Raw genomic sequence first — 21,638 nt, 5'->3', positions numbered from 1 at the left:
CTTTCAATTCCGAAGCACCGGGAAAATTGTTGGTGACCGTTCGAGTGACCAACGTTTCCCCGGCGGCATCCATCAGGCAGGCCTCGAGGTTTTTAGAGCTCACGTCAATACCGACAAATAAGGGCATGTCGCTTCCTCCTCTCCGTTTTAGGATCGATGGCATCGGACGCTTCGGGATATCCCCAGATGGCTTGCCGATCGATCAGCCTCGCGTATGAGAACTCATCCGGTCCGTGGGCTGCCTGGAACTGCTCATTTCCAGCACGGGGATCCGGAGGAACGGCCTACGGGTTAGACGTTCAGGCAAGAACCTGGGGATGCAGACTTACTCAGTAGTCATCGCTACAGGGGTGATAAGCATTGACCCAAACGATCCTAAGACCATTATCCGGGAATATCGCGAAGCGTCCAAGTCCGAAATTTGTCTTCCGGGCTCGCCCGGAAGACAAAAATCTCTATTCACTTGTCAATGTGCAATAATGAACTGGAAATTGACATCAACCATGGATTTGAAACTTATTATACGAGGGGTGAAGGCCATGAATCAAATGGAAACCGCAAAGGTAGATATGTCATCCACTCCTGTTTTACCTGCACCTAAACGAATAAAACCGACAGCATTAAAAAAAGCCGGGATGGGTCTGTTATATATCGTACTAATAGCCATTGCCATTTTACAAATTTACCCACTCATATGGTTGTTTGAACTATCTTTAAAAACCAATCAAGAAGTCTTTGGGATGAGCCCTTTTGCTTTACCTAAACATCCGCAATGGTCGAATTATGTTGACGCTTGGACGACTGGGAATATTAAAAGTTACTTTTTTAATAGCGTGTGGTATACCATTGTCGCGGTCGTACTGACTTTGATTTTGGCTAGCTTTGTCACATTTGCCCTGACCCGCATGCAGTGGAAATTAAAAGGTTTCATCTTGGCCTTGTTCATGGCCGCCTACATGATTCCTCTGCATTCAACTTTAATCCCTTTATTCAACATTTTTAACCATGCCCATTTAATTAATAATCCGTTGTCCATCATCATTTCCTATGTGACCTTTAATTTGCCGATTACGGTCATGATTTTATTAGGCTTTTATAAAAGCTTGCCGAGGGAAATCGAAGAGGCGGCGATTATGGACGGTTGTTCCGTTCACCTGTTATTTTTCCGAATCACCCTTCCGATGACCGCTCCGGTGTTGTCAACGACCGCTATTATTAACATGATTTACAATTGGAATGAATTCGTGTTTGTCAACACGTTTATCAATTCGGAGAAATGGAAGACGTTAACGGTTGGTGTTAATAATTTTGTCGGACAATACTTAACCGATTGGGGAGCCATCGGGGCAACGTTAGTCATTAGCATTTTGCCGATCTTAATCGCTTATATTTTCCTGAGTGACCGGATTATAGAAGGCTTGGCGGCGGGTTCGGTGAAGGGATAAGACATTGTTGACCAGCGAAATGAAATAAAGTGATGGTGACGGCAATGCCCTTGATCCACGAAGTGAAGACCAAAAAAAGAGCCATAGCAATGACCTTTGATGATGGCCCGCATTCAGTTTACACGCCACAGATTTTGGAGATTTTTAAAACCTACGGCGGGAAGGCTACTTTTTTTATGGTAGGCGTACAAATTATCAATCAGGCGGCTCTCGTAAAAACGGTGGCTGACCAAGGTCATGAAATTGGGAATCATACATTCAGCCATGTAAAATTAACGGAATTGAATGAGACCCGGAGTGTGGAAGAGATTGAAAGAACGAGCCGGTTGATTAGAGAAATTGTTTCGTATAAACCGACTCTATTGCGTCCGCCATATTTAGCATGGGATGACCACAGAGAAGCCATTTTTAGCCGTCTTCGTTATAAACCTATAGGGGCATTGAATGTGGATGCTCTTGATTGGCGTCAACCTGGGACCTCATTTATTTTAGAAAGAACGAGGCGTCATATAAGAAATGGAAGTATTTTAATCTTTCACGACGGGTATGGAGACCGCTCACAAACGGTCGAAGCTGTCCGTCAACTCGTTTCCCAGTTAATTCAAGAAGGCTATCATTTAGTGACTGTCAGTGAACTTTTAAAAATGGCCGAATCAACGGAGGATTAAGCCATGATCTTAGAAAAAGGAAGCAAATTATTATTTATCGGTGATTCCATTACCGATTGTGATAGAACCAAACCCGTTGGGGAAGGATCTTCTGATGACTTGGGTAAAGGGTATGTGGCTTTCGTTGAGGGATTGCTGCGTTCCGTTTATCCCGAACGACAAATCCGGGTCGTAAATATGGGGATCAGTGGCCATACCGTTCGCGATCTAAAAGCGAGATGGCCGACCGATGTGATGGCCCAAAAACCGGACTGGGTATCAATAATGATTGGGATTAACGATGTCTGGCGGCAATTTGATTCACCATTCCATAAAGAAAAGCACGTGTATATTGATGAATATGAAGAGACCCTTCGTCAGCTTGTGACCGAGACAAAGCCATTTGTTACAGGCATCATCCTCATGACCCCTTTTTTTATTGAAAGTAATGAAAATGACCCGATGCGCCGGACGATGGACCAATACGGCAACGTGGTGAAACGCCTGGCCAAAGAGACAAACTGTCTGATCATCGATACCCAAGCGGCGTTTGATCAAGTGTTAAAAACTCTTCATTCAACAAGCCTGGCCTGGGACAGGGTTCACCCTGACACAGCTGGTCATATGGTTATCGCCCGGGCCTTTTTGAACCAAATTGGATTTGATTGGAAAAAATCCTTTTAATCATTCGGGAAGGTGCCTAGCGTTATCGTTTTCTCGTTTCCTTCCTTTTTCCAGTTTTTGAAAGGCTACATAGCAAGATGCCATGATGACTAAAGCCGGAAAACTCACCCCGAAGAACACAACCAATGCGGGTAAATTTTTCATAACAAAAAACGTGATCACTAAAATGATAACCATAAATAAATTGTTTAGCGGATGGATGAGCATCATTAAGAAGGCGTTCTTTAAAACGGTCAAAGCCTTAAGATCATAATGTGCATAGACCGGAAAAACATATAGAGTGGTCAGTACGGTTCCCAACAATATGAAGTATATCGGAATAAACATTGGTCCCGTCCCTGCAACGGATCTAAGATAAATCAAATCAATAAAGATAAAAGCATAAAGAATGACCAATGGGATGCCGACGAGATGGCTTTTTATAAATTCCTCTTTGTATGTCTTTAAAAACGTTTTGAAAACCGGGAGATCCCCTTGATGTCTTAATCGTTTTCGAAGGATGATGAAAACGGTAACCGTCGCAGGCATAAAACCGAAAATCACCAAGCCGAAAAGGCAGAATATGAACCAAAGGAAGTTAAGATAGGCCAGATAGGAAATCCATTCAGCCAAGCCGTAAAGCCGATTTGCGATACCTTTCATCATATACCTCCACAGTGAAGATGGATGCGGACGATAGTAAGCTGTAATTTTATTATACCTTTTATGTGGAAGGAGCGTTATCATGTTTAAGATCAAAAACCCAATTTTAAAAGGGTTTCATCCTGATCCTTGTATTTGCAGGGTTCATACAGATTACTATATTGCGGTTTCGACTTTTGAATGGTTTCCTGGGGTAAGAATCTATCATTCAAAGGATCTGAAAAACTGGCGACTTGCCGCAACTCCTTTAAATCGCTTGAGCCAGCTTAACATGCTGGGAAATCCGGATTCGGGAGGTGTATGGGCGCCGCATCTTTCCTATGCCGACGGTAGATTTTGGCTTATTTATACGGATGTTAAAGTGGTTGACGGCCATTGGAAAGATTGTCATAACTACCTGGTAACATGTGAGACCATTGATGGAGAGTGGTCTGATCCTGTATATCTTAACAGTTCAGGGTTTGATCCTTCATTATTTCATGATGACGATGGCAAAAAATATTTGTTGAATATGTGTTGGGATCACCGCTTCGGCCGACATCCTTTTTATGGGATTCTTTTACAAGAATATGACCCTTTTAGCCAAAAACTGATCGGACGGCCCCAAATCATTTTTAAAGGAACAGAAATAAAAATTACAGAAGCGCCGCAAATTTATAAATTCAACGGTTACTATTATTTATTAACAGCTGAGGGGGGAACCCGTTACAATCATCAGTCGACATTGGCCCGCTCTAAGAATATTACAGGACCATATGAGTTACACCCTGACAACCCACTATTATCATCTTGGAAGAATCCCAATAACCCATTGCAGAAAGCCGGCCATGGTTCAATTGTACATACACATACCGACGAATGGTTTTTTGTTCATTTGGTGGGACGCCCTATTTTTAGAAATAGTGAACCTATTTTAGATGACCGTGGGTATTGTCCATTGGGAAGAGAAACGGCCATTCAACGTTTAGAATGGAAAAATGATTGGCCGTATATTGTTGGCGGAAATGAACCTTCTTTAATGATTGATGGACCAAAAATGGAAGAAGTACCTTGGGAACATGATGAAGTGGAAAAAGACGATTTTGACCAAGGCGTTTTAAATCCGCATTTCCAAACGTTACGCATTCCATTGGGAAAGGACATTCTTTCATTGGAAGACCGTCCGGGTCATTTACGCCTCTATGGCCGAGAATCGCTAACGTCAAAGTTTACCCAGTCTTTTGTAGCTAGACGTTGGCAAAGTTTCTATTTTACAGCGGAAACAAAGGTTGATTTTAGACCAAACTTTTTCCAACAAGGCGCAGGGCTTGTGAATTATTATAATACCGAAAATTGGACGATCCTTCAATTGACTTGGGATGAAAAGAAAGGAAGAATCCTCGATTTAATGGCTTCGGAAAACGGTGTGTTTGACCAACCCTTGTGCGGTCAGGAAATTATCGTTCCCGAAGATATTGAGTATGTTTATATGCGTGTTGATGTTAAAAAAGACGTCTATCAATATTCTTATTCCTTTAACGGCAAGGACTGGAATGTTATTCCGGTTATCTATGAATCTTATAAATTATCGGATGATTATGTCCGTGGCGGCGGATTTTTCACGGGGGCTTTTGTCGGGCTGCATTGTCGTGATCTAACGGGACAAAACCTACCCGCTGATTTTGATTATTTTATTTATAAAGAAAACGATTAACCGATATGGATTAAACTTTTGGAATGCCATCGTAAAAATGAAGCGCTTAGGAAAAAAGCTGAGTAAGTCTTATGACAACCTCAGCTTTTTTGCATGCTAGCTAGGATTAGGCATCACTGAATTATTTTTTAAAAATGATTCAATGACAAAAGATGATAATCCTAAAGAAGCCGAATAAGGTGATAAAGAAGCAAATTCGATATTTAAATCATTCTTATAAAATTTTAAGGTATAACTTGACAGCACGTCAGAAAGGGGTTTTTGAATCCATTTTTTTGCTAATGCTAAGCGATTACCAATAATAATCTGTTTTGGGTTGAAACATTTAATAATATTTGTGATTCCAATTCCTAAATATTTCCCAATTTCACTAAAGAGGGCAATCACTTCTTCATTTCCTTGTTCTGCAAGTGCCATTAAAAGTTCAAGGGTCGGTTCGGCGTGTTTATTCTTAAAATAGGAGAGATCCCGAGCTTCTTTTAAAAGTGTATTTTCGGAAGCATAAAGTTCCCAACATCCATAATTCCCACAACGGCATTTATGACCGTTAATATCGATAATCATATGACCTAATTCCCCAGCGTACCCATTTATTCCGCGATATAATTCATTTTTAATAATAAGCCCGGTACCGATCCCTATGCCAATGCTTAAATAAATGAGGTCAGAAGCTTTGTGCCCAATGCCCCATTTTTTTTCACCATATGCCCCGGCGTTAGCCTCATTTTCAATGATAACTTCCGTATTAAATTCTTTCTCGAGTTCCTTTTTGAAAGTAACGTTACGCCAACCTAAGTTTGGAGCAATTAAAATCTTTCCCTCTGTATCTACTACCCCAGGGACACCGATCCCTATTCCTAAAAGGCCATATGGGCTGTCTGGCATTTCTTTTATAAGGAAGCGGATTATATTTTTTATTTGGGAGACCACAATCTGGTAAGACGTATCCTTAATCGGTATATTTTTTTCTTGAATAATCTTTCCTCCTAGGTTGGTTAAAACGCCAAGTATATAATTCACACCAACGTCGACTGCAATTGTATATCCTGCCAAATTGTTAAATAACAGCATTACCGGGCGTCTACCACCGTTTGATTCGCCGATACCGCTCTCATATACAAGCTTTTCATCAATGAGTTCACTCACTAAAGAAGATACCGTCGCACGATTTAAGCCAAGTTTATGAGCAACAGTGGCTCTGGAAAGCGGCCCGTTTTCTTTTATCATATTAAGTACAAGTGTCTTGTTAATTTTTTTCACAAGTTGATGATTTCCGGTTTGGCGCATCATATCCCCCCTAGATGTATATTACCCTAATTTATTATTCCTTATTAAAAAATATTTTCAGTGAACAGAATAATTTTATTATAAAACATTGTTTGTTTAATAGACAAACAATGTTTAAGGTGCTATACTTTTAGTCAAGTAAGGAAGAAAAATTCAAAATAGGGGGAGCCTTATGAAAAGACGAACCAAACTACTTTCTGTGTTGGTGTTTGTTTTTGCTCTAATTTTAGCTTTATCGGCCTGTGGTCAAGATGTCGCAAAGAAAAATGAAAGCGGAAACAAATCAAATTCAAGTAAAAATGATAAACCGGTTATTGGTTTATCCGTATCAGACTTAACCTTAGAACGTTGGCAACATGACCGCGATATATTTACGAAGAAAGCTGAGGAATTAGGGGCTAAGGTTATTGTTCAATCAGCAAATGGCGATAGTGCAAAACAATTGTCACAAATTCAAAATATGCTTTCTCAAGGGATCGATGCTCTTGTTATAATTGCCGTAAACTCTGACGCATTATCACCCGTTGTTGATCAAGCAAAGAAAGAAGGTATTCCTGTTCTTGCTTATGACCGCCTAATTAATAATGCGGATGTGGATGCATATGTATCCTTTGATAATGTTCGAGTTGGAGAATTGCAGGCTGAGTATCTAGTAAAACAAGTACCTAAAGGCAATTACTTTCTAATGGGTGGTTCACCAACTGATAATAACGCTAAAATGTTTCGCGAAGGTCAAATGAAAGTTTTACAGCCTTTGATTGATAAAGGTGATATTAAAGTGGTCGGGGACCAATGGGTAAAAGATTGGTCTGCCTCTGAAGCTATGAGCATTATGGAGAATGCGCTTACAGCCCAAAATAATAAAATTGATGCTGTTGTGGCTTCAAATGACTCAACAGCAGGGGGAGCTATTCAAGCTTTGGAGCAACAAGGATTAGCTGGTAAAGTCGCCATTTCTGGCCAAGATGCCGATCTGGCTGCATGTCAAAGAATTGCGGAAGGTTCTCAGTCAATGACGGTTTATAAACCCATTAAATTAATTGCTACGAAATCTGCTGAAGTGGCTGTTCAATTGGCTAAAGGTGAAAAAATAAATTCAGATGGTACTGTCAATAACGGCAAAATCGATGTCCCTTATATTAAGCTCGATCCTATTATGGTGGATAAGAATAATTTAATGGATACAGTTATAAAAGACGAATTCCATAGTTATGATGATGTTTATAAAAATGTACCAGAAGATAAACGTCCAGAAAAAAATTAAATTGAAACGGGGGATCTTTTCCCCCGGCTCTTTTACATAAAAAATGATTGATTAAGGGGGCATTAGATGGCTACTTATGCTCTTGAAATGAAGGGAATTGTTAAAGATTTTCCAGGAGTTCGCGCACTGGATCATGTTTCTTTTTCGGTAAAGAAAGGTGAAATTCACGCCCTTTGTGGTGAAAACGGTGCTGGGAAATCGACATTAATGAAAGTTCTGAGTGGTGTCTACCCCTATGGAACATATGAGGGAGAAATATATATAAACGGTCAAAAAAGGGTATTTAAATCAATTGCAGATTCTCAAAATGCGGGGATATCTATTATATACCAAGAGTTAGCCCTTGTCCCCGAAATGTCTGTTGCCGAAAATATCTTTTTGGGGCATCCGTTGTTGCGTCATAAAATTGTGGATTGGAATAAGCTCTATAAAGAGTCACAAAAATGGTTGGAATTTATAGGATTAAGCCTTGATCCTCAGACTAAAGTTTCAAGTTTAACGGTTGGTAAACAGCAGTTAATTGAAATTACAAAAGCCATTTCTAGGAATAGTGAAATTTTAATTTTAGACGAACCGACTGCAGCTCTTACAGAACATGAAGTTGAAATATTGAAAGAAGTATTAAAGAAACTTAAAAGTGAGGGCGTAACATGTATCTATATCTCTCATAAATTGAACGAGGTTATGGAACTAGCAGATAGTGTAACAGTTTTACGGGACGGAAAATCGGTTAGTTCAAACGCCATTACTGAAATGAATGAAAACAAAATCATTACTTATATGGTTGGAAGGGAACTTAAAGATTTGTTCCCATATGAAAAAAGAGAACTAGGAGACCAAATACTGGAGGTAAAAAATTATAGTCTAAGAGAACAGGGAAATCGCAATAAATCGATAATTGAAGATGTGTCATTTTCCCTTCGAAAAGGAGAAATATTAGGCATTTCAGGTTTAATGGGGTCGGGTAGAACCGAGCTCTTAATGAGTATATTTGGTGGGTATAGAGAAAAAGGTGTTGGCGAAATTTTCATTGAAGGGCAAAAAGTAAATATTAAATCCCCATCAGACGCTATTAGGCAAGGGTTGGCCTATGTTTCCGAAGATCGGAAGCGGTTTGGGTTAGTATTAGGAATGGATATTACGAAGAATTCTACATTAGCTTCATTAAAGAAGTTTATGAAGCATAGCATTGTAGATTCAGCCCTTGAAATAAAGGGTGTTGAAGCTATGACAAAAAGAATGAAATTAAAGACAACCAATTTGGAAACTAAAGTAAGACAACTTAGTGGAGGTAATCAGCAGAAAGTTGTTTTAAGCAAGTGGTTATTAACGAACCCAAAAGTGCTCATTTTGGATGAACCAACCAGAGGTATTGATGTTGGAGCCAAATTTGAAATCTATAAAATTATTAATGAATTAGCGAAGGATGGAGTTGGTATAATTCTCATTTCTTCGGAGTTACCAGAAGTTTTAGGTATGTCTGACCGAATTCTTGTAATGTCCGAAGGCAAAATAAAAGGTGAATTTTCCAGAGAAGAGGCCACTCAAGAAAAAATTATGTCTTGTGCTACTGGGGGAATTTAGATGGCAAATACTTCACTGTCAAATGCTGTTGAGGAAAAGAGTTTACACTTTAAACTTAATTTACAGGCTTATACGCTTGTTATTGCCCTGGTTTTAATTGCCTTTATTTTTGGTTTGTTAACTAAGGGTGAATTTTTATCGTCGCGAAATCTTTCGAACTTATTTACGCAAATGTCTGTTATATCCATTTTATCAATTGGAATGACATTAGTTATTGTGGCTGGCCAAATCGATTTGTCAGTTGGATCTTTAGTAGGATTAACCGGAGGAATTGCCGCTATCCTGCAAGTCTGGTTTGGCTGGAGTACGACGATGGTTGTGATTACCGCCATATTAGTTGGGGCTTTAGCCGGGTTATGGCAAGGTTGGTGGGTGGCTTACAAAAATGTTCCAGCATTTATTGTTACTCTTGGCGGGATGTTAATATTTCGCGGCATATTAATTGGGATTAGTAAAGGCCAAACCGTTGCGCCGTTAAATCATAGTTTTACAGCTTTAGGTACAAGTTACGTACCTTATGTTATCGGTTCTATTCTTGCTGTTGCGAGTATACTTCTGTTGTATATCTGGACATATAGGAGTCGTAAAAAAAGAATTTCTTTAGGGCTAAAAGTAAAAAGTGCAAAAATGGAATATGGCCGAATAACCATCTATTCGTTACTCATATTACTTCTCATTTACATGTTAAATAGGTATTATGGTATGCCCGTTCCAATGTTATTTGTCATCGCATTTGCAGCAATATTTATTTTTATTTCAGTTAAAACCCCTTTTGGCCGCTATATTTACGCGATTGGTGGCAACGCCGAAGCTGCTGCATTATCTGGTATAAATATTAAAAAGACTATTTTGATTATTTTTATATTAATGGGTGCGTTAGCAGGAGTGGCTGGAATTATATTAACCGGTCGTCTAAACGCTGCAACAACTGGAGCCGGGGATATGTATGAGCTGGATGCTATTGCCGCATGTGTGATTGGCGGTACAAGCCTTATGGGGGGTAAAGGAAACATAATTGGTGCGATTATTGGTGCCTTGATTATGACAAGTATTGACAATGGTATGAGCATGATGAATATAGAAACTTTTTGGCAATACATTGTGAAAGGATTAATTCTTATTATTGCCGTATGGATTGATATGGCGGGTAAGAAAAATGTCGCAGCTTAATATTTTATAACTGAGGAGGAACTAAAATGAGCTATTTTGAAAACGTCACCAAAATTACCTATGAAGGACCCAAGTCGACGAATCCATTGTCTTTCAAATTCTACAATCCTGATGAAGTTGTGGGAAACAAAACAATGGAAGAACATCTCCGCTTTGCGGTGGCCTATTGGCATACGTTTACGATGGATGGGAGTGATCCTTTTGGTGCAGGGAATATGATCCGCCCGTGGGATCGGTTTAGTGGTATGGATTTAGCTAAAGCTCGTGTCGAAGCGGCTTTTGAGTTCTTTGAAAAATTGAATGTACCCTTTTTCTGCTTTCACGATGTGGACATTGCTCCGGAAGGGGACAATTTAAGGGAAACGTTTAAAAACCTTGATACGATTGTAGATATGATCGAAGACTACATGAAAACGAGCAAAACAAAACTGCTTTGGAATACAGCCAATATGTTTACTCACCCGCGCTTTGTTCACGGAGCGGCGACTTCGTCCAATGCGGATGTATTCGCTTACTCTGCAGCAAAAGTTAAAAAAGGTTTGGAAATCGCTAAACGCCTAGACGCACAAAACTATGTTTTCTGGGGCGGACGTGAAGGCTATGAATCGCTTTTGAACACAGACCTGAAGTTGGAATGGGATAATTTGGCGCGTTTTTACCGCATGGCCATCGATTATGCCCAAGAAATCGGCTTTGATGGTCAATTCCTCATTGAACCAAAACCAAAAGAACCGACAAAGCACCAATATGATTTTGATGTGGCAACGGCTCTGTCATTCTTAAAAACTTACGACCTCGATTCGTACTTTAAGTTTAATATTGAAGCGAACCATGCGACACTTGCCGGACACACCTTTGAACATGAACTGCGAGTGGCCCGGATTCATGGAAAGCTGGGTTCCGTTGATGCCAACCAAGGCGATCCGCTGCTCGGTTGGGATACCGATGAATTCCCGACTGACCTTTACGCCACGACGCTCGCCATGTATGAAATATTGAAGAACGACGGACTGGGAAAAGGCGGATTAAATTTTGACGCCAAAGTACGACGTGCCTCATTTGAACCGATTGACCTTTTCTATGCTCATATTGCCGGCATGGACAGCTTTGCTATAGGGTTGAAGACCGCACAAAAATTACTGGATGACAAAGTGCTGGATCAATTCATTGAAAAGCGTTATGAAAGCTATACACACGGAATTGGCCTGGATATCATCAATGGCGATGCCGACTTTAAAAAACTGGAAGCATACGCTTTGCAACTTACCGAAGTGACGAATCCATCTAATCACCTAGAACTTATCAAATCGACCATCAATCAATACTTGTTGAATATCGTTCATGACAGGTAAAATGTGGCCGGCCAAATGCGGCCGGCTTCCACTTTTTTCGCCGGAATCATTGATTCTATCAAAAAAGGAATGGGTGAGCATGAGATACGTGATTGGTATTGATCTCGGGACGAGTTCTGTAAAAGCGATTTTGGTGAGTGAAAAAGGCGAAATCTATCGGGAAGTTTCCAAATCTTATCCGTTGATCCAGCCGAGAGCAGGATACAGTGAACAGGCCCCGGAAGAATGGGTCATGAAAACAAAAGAAGCTTTAAAAGAGCTTGTCGAAGATTTTGATGGTAATGTGCGGGATATTCAAGGGATCAGTTTCTCAGGGCAGATGCACGGATTAGTCCTCCTAGACGATAATGATCAACCAATTCGAAACGCTATTTTATGGAACGATACGCGAACGACGAAGCAATGCCGCCGTATTATTGAAGTGCTTGGTGAAAATCAACTTTATCAATGGACGAAAAATCCGGCATTAGAAGGTTTTACGTTACCAAAACTTCTTTGGGTCCAAGAACATGAACCAGAAAACTTTTCCAGGATCAAAACCTTTTTATTGCCAAAAGATTATTTGCGCTTCCGCATGACAAATGCTGTTCATAGTGAATATTCCGATGCCGCAGGAACATTACTGTTGGATATAAAAAATAAGACGTGGAGCCGAGAGATTTGTGAGGCGTTTTCCATCGACCCTACCATATGCCCCCCGCTGGTGGATTCAGCAGAGTGTGTCGGTAGGCTGAACGAGGATTTTGCCCGCGCGACGGGGTTATCCTCCGAGACGAAAGTTTTTGCTGGCGGTGCGGATAATGCTTGCGGAGCGATCGGTGCCGGAATAACGTCACCCGGTAAAACGATGTGCAGTATTGGCACTTCCGGAGTGATTCTCACCTTTGAGGCCGATGCATCACCGGTTTATGGCGGCAATGTCCACTTTTTTAATCATGCGGTCAAAGATGCTTTTTATTCAATGGGAGTCACCTTGTCCGCTGGTTATAGCTTAGATTGGTATAAGCAGCGGTTTGCTTCTGAAATGGGTTTTGAGGAACTGCTGAAAGAGGCGGAATCCGTGCCTCCAGGCGCCGATGGCCTATTATTTACGCCTTATCTGGTTGGTGAAAGAACCCCGCATGCGGATGCGTGGATTCGCGGCAGTTTTATCGGCATCGACGCCTTGCACGAGAGAGCGCATTTTACGAGAGCCGTTCTGGAAGGGGTCACGTTTTCCCTAAATGAATCTATTGAAATATTACGAGCCAGCGGAAAAACGATAGATACGATCGTCTCCATCGGCGGTGGAGCTAAAAGCCGCGTATGGTTGCAAATCCAAGCCGATATCTTTAATGCCCGGATTATTAAATTGAAGAGCGAGCAAGGCCCGGCGTTAGGGGCGGCCATTCTTGCTGGTCTCGGCTGTGGGTGGTATGTTGATATACAAGATAGTGTAAAGACCTTTGTCCAAGTCGAACAAGTATATGAGCCCAATCCAGAAAACGTTGAACGCTATCGTTCTATTTTTAAACTCTATCAGGAAATCTATAGGGATACGAAAAATCTGAATTATTTGCTTAATGAATATAGGAAAGCCTAAAGTACTTTCTCCTCCCTAATCATTAAGGCATGGTCCCTTTCGTTATTTTGAAAGGAGCCATGCCGCTTCTTTTTCATTGCATATAAAGTTATCCGTATAGGACACCTTCATACAAGTGTCGGGCGAACTTGTTTTTCTATACATACCATGCTTATGGGTCACATCTCTCGTATTTTAAAACTCTTCGTATACCGCCGGGTCTTGGTCATACAAGCGGCCGTCGGGACGGCTGAGGGCAGAGATGGCCTGCATCTCTTCGTCGGACAATGAGAATTCAAAAACGGAGAGGTTTTCAATTTGCCGCGACGGAGAAGAGGATTTCGGCAACGGTAGGGCGCCGAGCTGGATATGCCAACGTAAAATGATTTGCGAAACGGTTTTCTTTCGGTCGCGGGCGATTTTCTGAATGACGGGGTCCTCTAATAAACGGCTCGCACGGCCAAGTGGACTCCATGATTCCGTCACAATGCCGTGTTCCTGATGATAGGCGCGTTGTTCTTCCTGTGAAAAGTATGGGTGTAGCTCCACTTGGTTGACGCTTGGGGTCACACCTGTTTCCTTAATCAGACGATCCAAGTGTTCGGGAAGAAAATTGGATACGCCAATGGAGCGAATCAATCCCCATTTTTGTGCATCAATTAAAGCGCTCCAAGCCTCCACATAGAGGTCTTTACTTGGATTCGGCCAATGGATCAAATACAAATCGTAATAATCCAAACCGGATCGGTAAAGGGATTCTTGGATTGTCTGTAAAGCTTGTTTATAGGCATGATGTCGACCGGGGAGCTTTGATGTCACGCGGATTTGTTCACGCGGAACCGAACTGCGCCGGATCGCCTCACCAACCGCTCCCTCATTTTCATAGTTAAAAGCTGAATCGAGCAAACGGTAACCGGCATCTAAGGCGCTAACGATTGCCTGAACACCGGATGCTCCGTTCAGTTTATAAGTACCGAGACCTATGGCGGGTAAAGTTAGACCATCGTTTAATGTAATTTCCGGAATGTTTTGGATCATGGCACGCCCCCACTTTCATTATTTTTAAAATCATTTTACCATTTGAAGTACGGCATGGTCGAACAAAAGGATTAGTCATAAAACGCCATTGGTGAACAATAAAATATGAGTAACCATCAGACAAGTTTTAGGAAGAACTAAAGGTCAGTGGACACACAGTCAGAGTTGGAGAGTTTGGGGTATAAGCAGGAATGGAAGCGAAGTCTATCACTTGAAGATTTATTAATTTACGGACTTATTTTTAAAAAATCTTAGCTCGACGAAAAGAACGGGCTTTGAAAAGCAACACGCCATTGCTTGAGGCATAGAATTACCAAAAACAAAAAATGAAAGTAGCCAAAATCCATGAAAAAATCGCCAACGTGCGTCATGATTACTTGCACAAGATTTCCACCTATCTCGTCAAAAACCACGACATCATAGGCATGGAATCGTTGCAAGTCAAGAACATGGTCAAGAATCATCACTTAGCAAAGTCCATTTACGATGCGAGTTGGAGTAAAATCAAAACCTGATTGCTTATAAAACCGAATGGTACGGCAAACAAAAAAGTGGAGGTTGACGCCTTTTTTTCCAAGCAGCCAGCTCTACGCTAATTTGCGGTTATCATAACAAGAGGATAAAAGATCTGGCTGTTCGTGAATGGACATGCCCTAATTGTCATGGTTTCAATGACCGCGATATCAATAGCGATGAACAAAAAATGGGGCTCTACGCTTAGTCAATGGAACCGTAGGAACTACGGGGACCGCCTACTAAATGAGGGGTTGTTGGGGCCTTGGATAAGAGGACGTAAAAAATCGGCTCATGATGCCTTAGAAACGCACTTATCATGTGAAAACATCGTTACATCATTGCAAAAAATTCAAAGGAACATTGATAGGAGGATTATGATGTCACGGATCGACGAAATATTAGCGTTTAATGAGAAGTTTGTAAAAAAAGGTATGAACCATATAAAGCAGGGAATTTACCTAGGAAAAAGCTTGTTATTGTTTCTTGTATGGATACACGGCTTATCGAGCTATTACCCAAAGCTATGAACTTAAACAATGGGGATGCAAAGATTGTTAAGAATGCGGGGGCTATAGTCTCAAATCCATATGGAAGCATAATGAAGAGTATTCTTGTCGCTTTATATCAACTCCAAGCGAAAGAAGTGATCGTCGTTGGCCACCACGGCTGTGGGATGACGGGTCTTTCAGCCGAAAAAATGATTGAGAGTATGAAAGAAAGAGGAATTGATGAAGCAGCCATTGCGTCAGTAAAAGATGCAGGAGTAGATATTGATAATTGGCTCAAAGGTTTTGAGTCCGTAGAAGATAATGTAAGACATAGTGTAAATACTATAAAGACACATCCCATGCTGCCGCCGAATACACTTGTTCATGGGCTTGTGATCTCACCGGAAACGGGAAAACTGGATGTTGTCATTAAAGATCAGTAAGGAATGCAGCAGACTGCCATTTAGGTGGTCTGTTGTTTTATTTTCATAGCACGGCTTTTGGAAGCGTATATATGTGCACATGGTTGGTTAAGTCATTCGTTATCATCGCTTTCCTTTGTCTTTCAATCTTTTCTACGGTTTTAGTGGATTCCATCAAATAAACATAAACGCTTAAGGGTTGTCATAAAAATAAAATAAACGTCAAATCATCAGACAAGTTTTATGAGTAGAGGTGAGGTCAGTGGGAACACAGTCCGAGTTGGAGAACTTTGGGTATAAACAAGAATTGAAGCGAAGTCTGTCATTTGGGGATCTATTAATTTATGGACTTATTTTTATGGTACCGATTGCCCCGTTTGGGATTTACGGGGATGTCGTCACGATTTCTCACGGCATGGTGGCGCTCGCTTATTTGATCGGCATGGTGGGGATGATTTTTACAGCGCTGAGCTATGCGCGTATGTCGGAGGCTTTTCCGCTTGCTGGGTCAGTCTATGCTTACGCGGGAAAAGGCATCCATCCGTTCGCCGGGTTTATGGCGGGTTGGGCGATTTTGCTCGATTACATCCTTGTTCCGGCGTTGCTTTATGTCGTGAGCGCGGAGGCGTTAACCGGCATGGTACCGGTCATTCCAAGTTGGGTGTGGCTTTTATTTTTCATTCTCATCAACACAGTTATTAACTACTTAGGTATTGAATTTACGGCCCGAACCAACAAAATCATACTCATCTTTGAGCTCATCGTTTTAGCGATTTTTATCGTGGTTGGCATTGCGGCTATTGCCAAAGGCGTCAACGGCGCTCATTTTTCCTTTAAACCGCTTTATGACCCAGAAAATTTCAGCCTGCCCTTGGTGATGGGGGCTGTTTCCATCGCCGTCTTGAGTTTTTTGGGCTTTGATGCCATTTCCACATTATCCGAGGAGTCCAGTGGCGACGTCAAACAAGTCGGCCGGGCGACGGTATTTTCACTCCTCATCGTCGGCATCTTGTTTATGGCGCAAACGTGGGTGGCGGCTTTGATTTTTCCGGATTATAAAAACTTCGATGACATCGGCACGGCATTTTATCAAGTTGCTTCTGTTGCGGGCGGCGAATGGCTTAGCCGTTTAACTGCTGTTGCGACGGCGATTGCATGGGGTATTGCGGATGCTCTAGTTGCCCAAGCGGCGATTTCACGCGTCCTATATAGTATAGCAAGGGACCGCAAGCTACCGCACTTTCTGGCAAAAGTACACCCAAAATATCGGACGCCTTATCGAAGCACGTTGCTAGTCGCTATCATTTCAGTTTTAGTCGGCACAGTGTTCATCTCAAAAATTGGGATTCTCACTTCTTTTGTTAATTTTGGAGCGCTCACGGCGTTTTTGTTCCTACATGTCAGTGTCTTTGTCTATTATATTGCTAAAAACAAAAGCAAAGATTACTGGAATCATTTGTTTCTGCCGCTCATCGGTTTTATCGTGATCGGCTATGTGTGGCTTAATCTGGCCGGGCAAGCTAAACTTCTCGGCCTAGCCTGGCTCGTAATTGGCCTGATCATTGCTGGTATTCTAGCAACAAAGAAAAAGGAAGTCGACCTTCCACTGTAAAGTTAAGGTCATCCGGCTTTCTTGTTCTGGTAAGAAAGTGAATCATTTTTCAGGCCAGCATAAGGGCAACAAAGTCTCTGCCTTCGTCTAAAAAAGCTTGGCAGAACCAGTTTTCTTTCACATGATTCAGGGCGTACAGGCTTTTTTTCTACTAAAAAAGGATTTTTAACCTTACAAGAATTGAGCATTATGGGTTCTTTTTTGGAAATCGTTATTTAGAAAAGGGGTCGTCCACATGAGTATTCATCACCATCAACACACACATCATACAATTCATGACATGAAAGCGCATTTGCATTATGGCTGGAATCGCGATTTTCCACCGATATTGGAAGTCGAGTCTGGCCATTCCGTCGGCTTCGAAATTCTCGAATGTTCGGGCGGTCAGATCACGAAGACATCCACCGCTTCGGACCTGACAAAATTGGATTTTGCGACGTTAAATCCTGTATCCGGACCTGTGTATGTCAAAGGTGCTGAGCCCGGTGATACCTTGGAAGTCGAAATCCTCGATTTCCGTGCCTTGGAGTGGGGTTGGACCGGCGTGATTCCCGGTTTCGGGCTGCTAGCTGATGAATTTCCCGAGCCGCTGATTAAAATTTACGATTTAACCGGGCGGCACAAAACGGAATTTTTACCAGGCATTGAGCTATTCATAAAGCCGTTTCCGGGCACGATCGGTGTCGCTTTGCCGGAAACCGGGCATTTCAGCATCGTTCCCCCGAGGAAAAACGGCGGCAATTTGGACATCCGCCATCTCACCCGCGGCACGAAGCTTTATTTACCGGTGTGGGTGGAAGGCGCTTTGTTTTCCGTTGGCGATACCCATGCCGCACAGGGTGATGGCGAAGTTTGCGGGACGGCTATCGAAGCCTCGATGGAAATCAACGTGCGGTTTAAGCTCCATAAGGGAAAAACGATTGCTGAACCTCGTTATGAGTTATTCGCTCCGCCAACGCCGGAAGCCGACAGCCGTGGTTACTATGTCACCACGGGGCATGGGACGGATCTTTACAAGGCTTCACAAAACGCCATTCGCTATATGATTGAGCATTTGGTGGATACTTACGGCTTAACGCCCGGCGATGCCTATATGTTATGCAGCGTCGCTGTTGATTTGCGCATTAGTGAAATTGTTGATGCCCCCAACTGGGTGGTCTCCGCCTTCCTACCTAAAGCCATTTTTAAATAGGTCTTGTCTAAGTGAGGGAAAAACGAGAACCGCTTCACATGAGGCGGTTCTTTTTTTAGGGTAAGAAGTTATCCTTTTCAGGCGAATGCTTGAAAGGCTTGGCAAAATTTCTTTATACTAGTAAAAAATTAGCCTAATCAAGTCGTTTAATTGAGCTGGATGTTCACGTTACACAGTTAGATAATGTTTGCTGTCTAGGACTCTATCTACCATTTTGGGCCTAAAATTTTATTGAAATGGTGTATAGCTTGACTTTATTGGTAAAACGGGGCTGTTTCGAGGGGTGTTTTACCAATATCTGTATTCAATTGACCGTTTTGAGATGGAAAGGGGATCAAAATAGTCTTTAGAATGGCTCAATCTACCATTTTAGGTTGAAAAATTTTTTGAAATGGTGTATAGCTTGTATTTACTGGAAAATCGAGGCCGAATCGAGAGTTATTTTCCCAATATCTGTATCCAATTGACCATTTTGAATTGAGAAATGGGCCATAATGGTGTTTAAAATGGAATGATCAGCAATATGTCTCTAATCCAAGAAGATCGGGTGTATGCTCGGTTTTCCTTATAATGAGTAAGAAGGTATAAAATTTTTTCAGGCCAGCATGTGTTCCACTAAGGCTCTGCTTCGTCTAAAAGGCTTGTACTGGCCGTTTTAATCAGTCCAGCATAAGGGCAACTAAGGCTCCGCCTTCGCCTAAAAGGCTTGGCGGAGCTAAGTTTTCTATAGCGGAGCCAAGTTTTTCTTAGGTGAACCCACTTGCGCACGAGAATAAAAGGTAGCAGCTTGCGCAATATTTGTTTGAAAAAGGATGATTATCCGAGAACATGTTCAGCCTAAACCGCCTCCATTATTCCAATTTTCAGCACAGTTCATTTCCTCATGATGCGGAAATAGAGTGTGTCGATATGTAAGCGCTTTTATTTTACGATAAAGATGTAGTCATGAAGCTTTCAATCAGGAGGTCAAATAAATGAAACGGATATTGCTCGCATGTTCATCAGGGATGTCAACGAGCCTCTTGGTGCAAAAGATGAAAGAGGCCGCAGAAAAGAGAGGCATTGAAGCGGAAATTTGGGCGGTGGCGCAAGATAAGGCCGAAAGCGAAATGAGCCACGCCGATTGCCTGCTAATTGGTCCGCAAATGCGTTTCTTGAAGAAAAAATTGGAGAAAACAGCCGAAGCCAATGGCATTCCGCTTGATATTATTGACCCTATTGCTTATGGACGCATTGACGGGGAAGCCGTATTGATCAAAGCGCTAGATTTAATTGGGGAATAATGAATTGAGGGGGTTCACGGAATGAATAAGTTCATGACGTTCTTAGAAAATGTTTTACTCCCCATCGCCGATAAATTAAATAACAACCGTTATTTAACCGCATTGCGCGATGGCTTTATGGTGGCATTACCGCTGATTATATTTGGATCGATCTTCGTTGTTATCGCTAATTTTCCTTTTTTGGACCGGATTTTGAGCAAAAGCGCCTATCAAGCTTATCAAAACGCTTTAGGTCCGGCATCGCAAGCCACGCTCAGCATTATGGGATTATTCGTTATCATCGGTATCGGTTATAAACTGTTACAACGCTATGGCGGGGAAGCTATTTATGGCGGTATCGTGGCCATTGCCTCCTTCTTAATCCTGACCCCGCAAACGGTGGAAAAAGTAGCCGGGGTCATTCCGGCAGCAAGTCTCGGTGCGCAAGGCATGTTTCTCGGAATCTTGACGGCTTTTACATCGGTTGAGCTTTATCGGTTTTTTGTGAATAAAAATTGGACGATTAAAATGCCGCAAGGGGTTCCGGATGCGGTCTCGCGGTCATTTAGCTCGCTCATTCCGATTACCTTGACGCTCACCGTGTTTTTAATCATACGCATCTTGTTCAGCTTGACGCCGTATGAAACGGTTCAAAACTTCATCTACACCGTTTTGCAAGAACCGCTAACGGCTTTGGGAAGCGGGTTGGCGGCGACGATTGTGGCGGTTATTCTGATTCAGATTTTCTGGTTCTTTGGCCTACATGGTCAAATTATCGTCAACTCGGTCTTTGACCCGATTTGGTATACGCTTAATAACCAAAATCTTGAAGCTTTTCAGCACGGTCAGGCTTTGCCGAACATTATCACGAAACAATTCGTCGACTCATTTTTGGTCGGCATGGGCGGCTCAGGGATGACATTGGCCGTCGTGATCCTTATCTTTATCATCGGCCGTAGCCGTCAAATAAAAGAATTAGGTAAACTTGGCGGTCCCGCCGGCATTTTCAATGTGAACGAGCCCATTATATTTGGACTTCCGATCATCATGAACCCGCTGGTTTTAATTCCATGGATTATCGCGCCAGTTGTCGTCACGATTGTCACGTATTTCTCAATGGCGACGGGGCTTGTGCCAAAGCCCGCCGGCATTATTGTCCCTTGGACAACGCCGATTGTCCTAAATGGTTTTCTCGCAACAGGAAATGCATGGCAAGGCGGGGTTTTACAGTTAGTCAACCTCCTGATTGTCATGGCCATCTGGTGGCCGTTCTTAAAAGTATTAGATAAAAACTATTACGAGAAAGAAAAATCCGGGGCACAGTGAAACAAAGGGCCTTCTCCCGCGGGGCCCTTTTTCAGTTGAATAAAAATTGACATCAAAGGTGGCAAGAGCGATGGAAAATACAGCACTAACCGAAATAGCTTTTAAAATTATTCTTTTTGCAGGAAACGGAAAATCTTGTGCCATGGAGGCGATACAGGAGGCGAAAGAAGGGCGCTTCGAGCGCGCTGATCAATTAATTCAAGAAGCTAACGCCGAATTAGGAAAAGCCCATGAGTATCAAACGAAACTTTTACAGCAAGAAGCGCAAGGCCAAGGTCCCGGCATCAACATTATGTTGATTCATTCGCAAGATCATCTCATGACCGCGATGACAACAAGAGATTTGGCGGTTGAAATTATCGATCTGTATCGCACGCGCTAACGGGCTTGATCACACGTGTTACCAAAAGTGTTTTGCAAAATAACAGCATTTAACAATCAACGATGGAGGGG

General features: G+C 42.1%; 18 protein-coding genes and 1 pseudogene. 16 read left to right on the top strand and 3 right to left on the bottom strand.

Features of this window, described 5'->3' with window-relative positions; all coding sequences use genetic code 11:
* Positions 1-635 precede the first annotated feature (635 nt).
* From H532_RS0109440 to H532_RS0109430, 3 genes are read left to right on the top strand one after another with little or no spacing between them, the layout of a single operon-like run.
* Positions 636-1,445, top strand: coding sequence for a carbohydrate ABC transporter permease (locus H532_RS0109440; RefSeq protein WP_425426258.1), 810 nt, complete (start codon positions 636-638; stop codon positions 1,443-1,445).
* Positions 1,446-1,477: 32 nt separating this feature from the next.
* Entirely contained in the window at positions 1,478-2,113 is a 636-nt protein-coding gene (locus tag H532_RS0109435; RefSeq protein WP_342662298.1) for a polysaccharide deacetylase family protein, read from the top strand.
* A gap of 3 nt (positions 2,114-2,116) precedes the next feature.
* Positions 2,117-2,776, top strand: a complete 660-nt coding sequence (locus tag H532_RS0109430; RefSeq protein WP_027725285.1) for an SGNH/GDSL hydrolase family protein — start codon at positions 2,117-2,119, stop codon at positions 2,774-2,776.
* Here H532_RS0109430 and H532_RS0109425 read toward each other — a convergent pair whose 3' ends face one another.
* The gene (locus H532_RS0109425) at positions 2,777-3,418 is read right to left on the bottom strand and encodes a YesL family protein (RefSeq protein WP_027725284.1); all 642 of its coding nucleotides are present in this window, start codon (positions 3,416-3,418) and stop codon (positions 2,777-2,779) included.
* An 82-nt stretch (positions 3,419-3,500) separates the two neighbouring features.
* Between H532_RS0109425 and H532_RS0109420 the strand changes: the two genes are divergently transcribed.
* Positions 3,501-5,111, top strand: a complete 1,611-nt coding sequence (locus tag H532_RS0109420) for a glycoside hydrolase family 43 protein (RefSeq protein ID WP_027725283.1) — start codon at positions 3,501-3,503, stop codon at positions 5,109-5,111.
* Positions 5,112-5,207: 96 nt separating this feature from the next.
* Here the strand turns inward: H532_RS0109420 and H532_RS0109415 are convergent, their stop codons facing one another.
* On the bottom strand, positions 5,208-6,398 hold the full coding sequence (locus tag H532_RS0109415) for an ROK family protein (RefSeq protein ID WP_342662297.1): 1,191 nt from the start codon (positions 6,396-6,398) through the stop codon (positions 5,208-5,210).
* 172 nt (positions 6,399-6,570) lie between these two features.
* Here H532_RS0109415 and xylF point away from each other — a divergent pair, with 172 nt between their 5' ends.
* The 5 genes from xylF (at position 6,571) to xylB (ending at position 13,350) form a co-directional block, all read left to right on the top strand.
* Positions 6,571-7,662: a D-xylose ABC transporter substrate-binding protein gene (gene xylF, locus H532_RS0109410; protein WP_027725281.1), complete on the top strand. Its 1,092-nt coding sequence runs from the start codon at positions 6,571-6,573 to the stop codon at positions 7,660-7,662.
* Positions 7,663-7,728: 66 nt separating this feature from the next.
* Entirely contained in the window at positions 7,729-9,246 is a 1,518-nt protein-coding gene (locus tag H532_RS0109405; RefSeq protein WP_027725280.1) for a xylose ABC transporter ATP-binding protein, read from the top strand.
* The gene (locus H532_RS0109400; RefSeq protein ID WP_027725279.1) at positions 9,247-10,416 is read left to right on the top strand and encodes a sugar ABC transporter permease; all 1,170 of its coding nucleotides are present in this window, start codon (positions 9,247-9,249) and stop codon (positions 10,414-10,416) included. It abuts the gene before it with no gap.
* 26 nt (positions 10,417-10,442) lie between these two features.
* Positions 10,443-11,768, top strand: a complete 1,326-nt coding sequence (gene xylA, locus H532_RS0109395) for a xylose isomerase (RefSeq protein WP_027725278.1) — start codon at positions 10,443-10,445, stop codon at positions 11,766-11,768.
* 79 nt (positions 11,769-11,847) lie between these two features.
* Complete coding sequence (xylB, locus tag H532_RS0109390) at positions 11,848-13,350, top strand: xylulokinase (RefSeq protein ID WP_027725277.1); 1,503 nt, start codon at positions 11,848-11,850, stop codon at positions 13,348-13,350.
* 174 nt (positions 13,351-13,524) lie between these two features.
* Here the strand turns inward: xylB and H532_RS0109385 are convergent, their stop codons facing one another.
* A complete protein-coding gene (locus tag H532_RS0109385; RefSeq protein WP_027725276.1) occupies positions 13,525-14,367 on the bottom strand; it encodes an aldo/keto reductase in 843 nt (280 codons plus the stop codon).
* A 326-nt stretch (positions 14,368-14,693) separates the two neighbouring features.
* On the opposite strand from H532_RS0109385, the gene H532_RS19575 reads away from it, so the two are divergent.
* From H532_RS19575 to H532_RS0109350, 7 genes and pseudogenes are all read left to right on the top strand, one after another.
* A complete protein-coding gene (locus H532_RS19575; RefSeq protein WP_051263244.1) occupies positions 14,694-14,882 on the top strand; it encodes a transposase in 189 nt (62 codons plus the stop codon).
* Between the two features lie 416 nt (positions 14,883-15,298).
* Positions 15,299-15,814, top strand: a pseudogene (locus H532_RS18410) (beta-class carbonic anhydrase); the annotation flags it as partial.
* A 232-nt stretch (positions 15,815-16,046) separates the two neighbouring features.
* Positions 16,047-17,405 carry an APC family permease gene (locus H532_RS0109370; RefSeq protein ID WP_211231962.1) on the top strand — a complete coding sequence of 453 codons (1,359 nt, stop codon included), beginning with the start codon at positions 16,047-16,049 and terminating at the stop codon, positions 17,403-17,405.
* 235 nt (positions 17,406-17,640) lie between these two features.
* Positions 17,641-18,597: an acetamidase/formamidase family protein gene (locus H532_RS0109365; protein WP_027725274.1), complete on the top strand. Its 957-nt coding sequence runs from the start codon at positions 17,641-17,643 to the stop codon at positions 18,595-18,597.
* A 974-nt stretch (positions 18,598-19,571) separates the two neighbouring features.
* The gene (locus tag H532_RS0109360) at positions 19,572-19,880 is read left to right on the top strand and encodes a PTS sugar transporter subunit IIB (protein WP_027725273.1); all 309 of its coding nucleotides are present in this window, start codon (positions 19,572-19,574) and stop codon (positions 19,878-19,880) included.
* A gap of 21 nt (positions 19,881-19,901) precedes the next feature.
* Complete coding sequence (gene celB, locus H532_RS0109355) at positions 19,902-21,185, top strand: PTS cellobiose transporter subunit IIC (protein WP_027725272.1); 1,284 nt, start codon at positions 19,902-19,904, stop codon at positions 21,183-21,185.
* 70 nt (positions 21,186-21,255) lie between these two features.
* The gene (locus H532_RS0109350; RefSeq protein WP_027725271.1) at positions 21,256-21,567 is read left to right on the top strand and encodes a PTS sugar transporter subunit IIA; all 312 of its coding nucleotides are present in this window, start codon (positions 21,256-21,258) and stop codon (positions 21,565-21,567) included.
* The last annotated feature ends 71 nt before the right edge of the window (positions 21,568-21,638 follow it).

It is taken from the genome of Tuberibacillus calidus DSM 17572 (assembly GCF_000430685.1).
GTDB lineage: Bacteria > Bacillota > Bacilli > Bacillales > Sporolactobacillaceae > Tuberibacillus > Tuberibacillus calidus.
Note: the sequence above shows the minus strand (reverse complement) of the source record. Positions and strands in the feature narration are given on the sequence as shown.

Bases quoted from the DNA above. Each gene is read 5' to 3' on its own strand.
- H532_RS0109440 (WP_425426258.1), top strand. From the start codon at position 636: ATGGGTCTGTTATATATCGTACTAATAGCCATTGCCATTTTACAAATT.
- H532_RS0109435 (WP_342662298.1), top strand. From the start codon at position 1,478: ATGGTGACGGCAATGCCCTTGATCCACGAAGTGAAGACCAAAAAAAGA.
- H532_RS0109430 (WP_027725285.1), top strand. From the start codon at position 2,117: ATGATCTTAGAAAAAGGAAGCAAATTATTATTTATCGGTGATTCCATT.
- H532_RS0109425 (WP_027725284.1), bottom strand. From the start codon at position 3,418: ATGAAAGGTATCGCAAATCGGCTTTACGGCTTGGCTGAATGGATTTCC.
- H532_RS0109420 (WP_027725283.1), top strand. From the start codon at position 3,501: ATGTTTAAGATCAAAAACCCAATTTTAAAAGGGTTTCATCCTGATCCT.
- H532_RS0109415 (WP_342662297.1), bottom strand. From the start codon at position 6,398: ATGCGCCAAACCGGAAATCATCAACTTGTGAAAAAAATTAACAAGACA.
- xylF (WP_027725281.1), top strand. From the start codon at position 6,571: ATGAAAAGACGAACCAAACTACTTTCTGTGTTGGTGTTTGTTTTTGCT.
- H532_RS0109405 (WP_027725280.1), top strand. From the start codon at position 7,729: ATGGCTACTTATGCTCTTGAAATGAAGGGAATTGTTAAAGATTTTCCA.
- H532_RS0109400 (WP_027725279.1), top strand. From the start codon at position 9,247: ATGGCAAATACTTCACTGTCAAATGCTGTTGAGGAAAAGAGTTTACAC.
- xylA (WP_027725278.1), top strand. From the start codon at position 10,443: ATGAGCTATTTTGAAAACGTCACCAAAATTACCTATGAAGGACCCAAG.
- xylB (WP_027725277.1), top strand. From the start codon at position 11,848: ATGAGATACGTGATTGGTATTGATCTCGGGACGAGTTCTGTAAAAGCG.
- H532_RS0109385 (WP_027725276.1), bottom strand. From the start codon at position 14,367: ATGATCCAAAACATTCCGGAAATTACATTAAACGATGGTCTAACTTTA.
- H532_RS19575 (WP_051263244.1), top strand. From the start codon at position 14,694: ATGAAAGTAGCCAAAATCCATGAAAAAATCGCCAACGTGCGTCATGAT.
- H532_RS0109365 (WP_027725274.1), top strand. From the start codon at position 17,641: ATGAGTATTCATCACCATCAACACACACATCATACAATTCATGACATG.
- H532_RS0109360 (WP_027725273.1), top strand. From the start codon at position 19,572: ATGAAACGGATATTGCTCGCATGTTCATCAGGGATGTCAACGAGCCTC.
- celB (WP_027725272.1), top strand. From the start codon at position 19,902: ATGAATAAGTTCATGACGTTCTTAGAAAATGTTTTACTCCCCATCGCC.
- H532_RS0109350 (WP_027725271.1), top strand. From the start codon at position 21,256: ATGGAAAATACAGCACTAACCGAAATAGCTTTTAAAATTATTCTTTTT.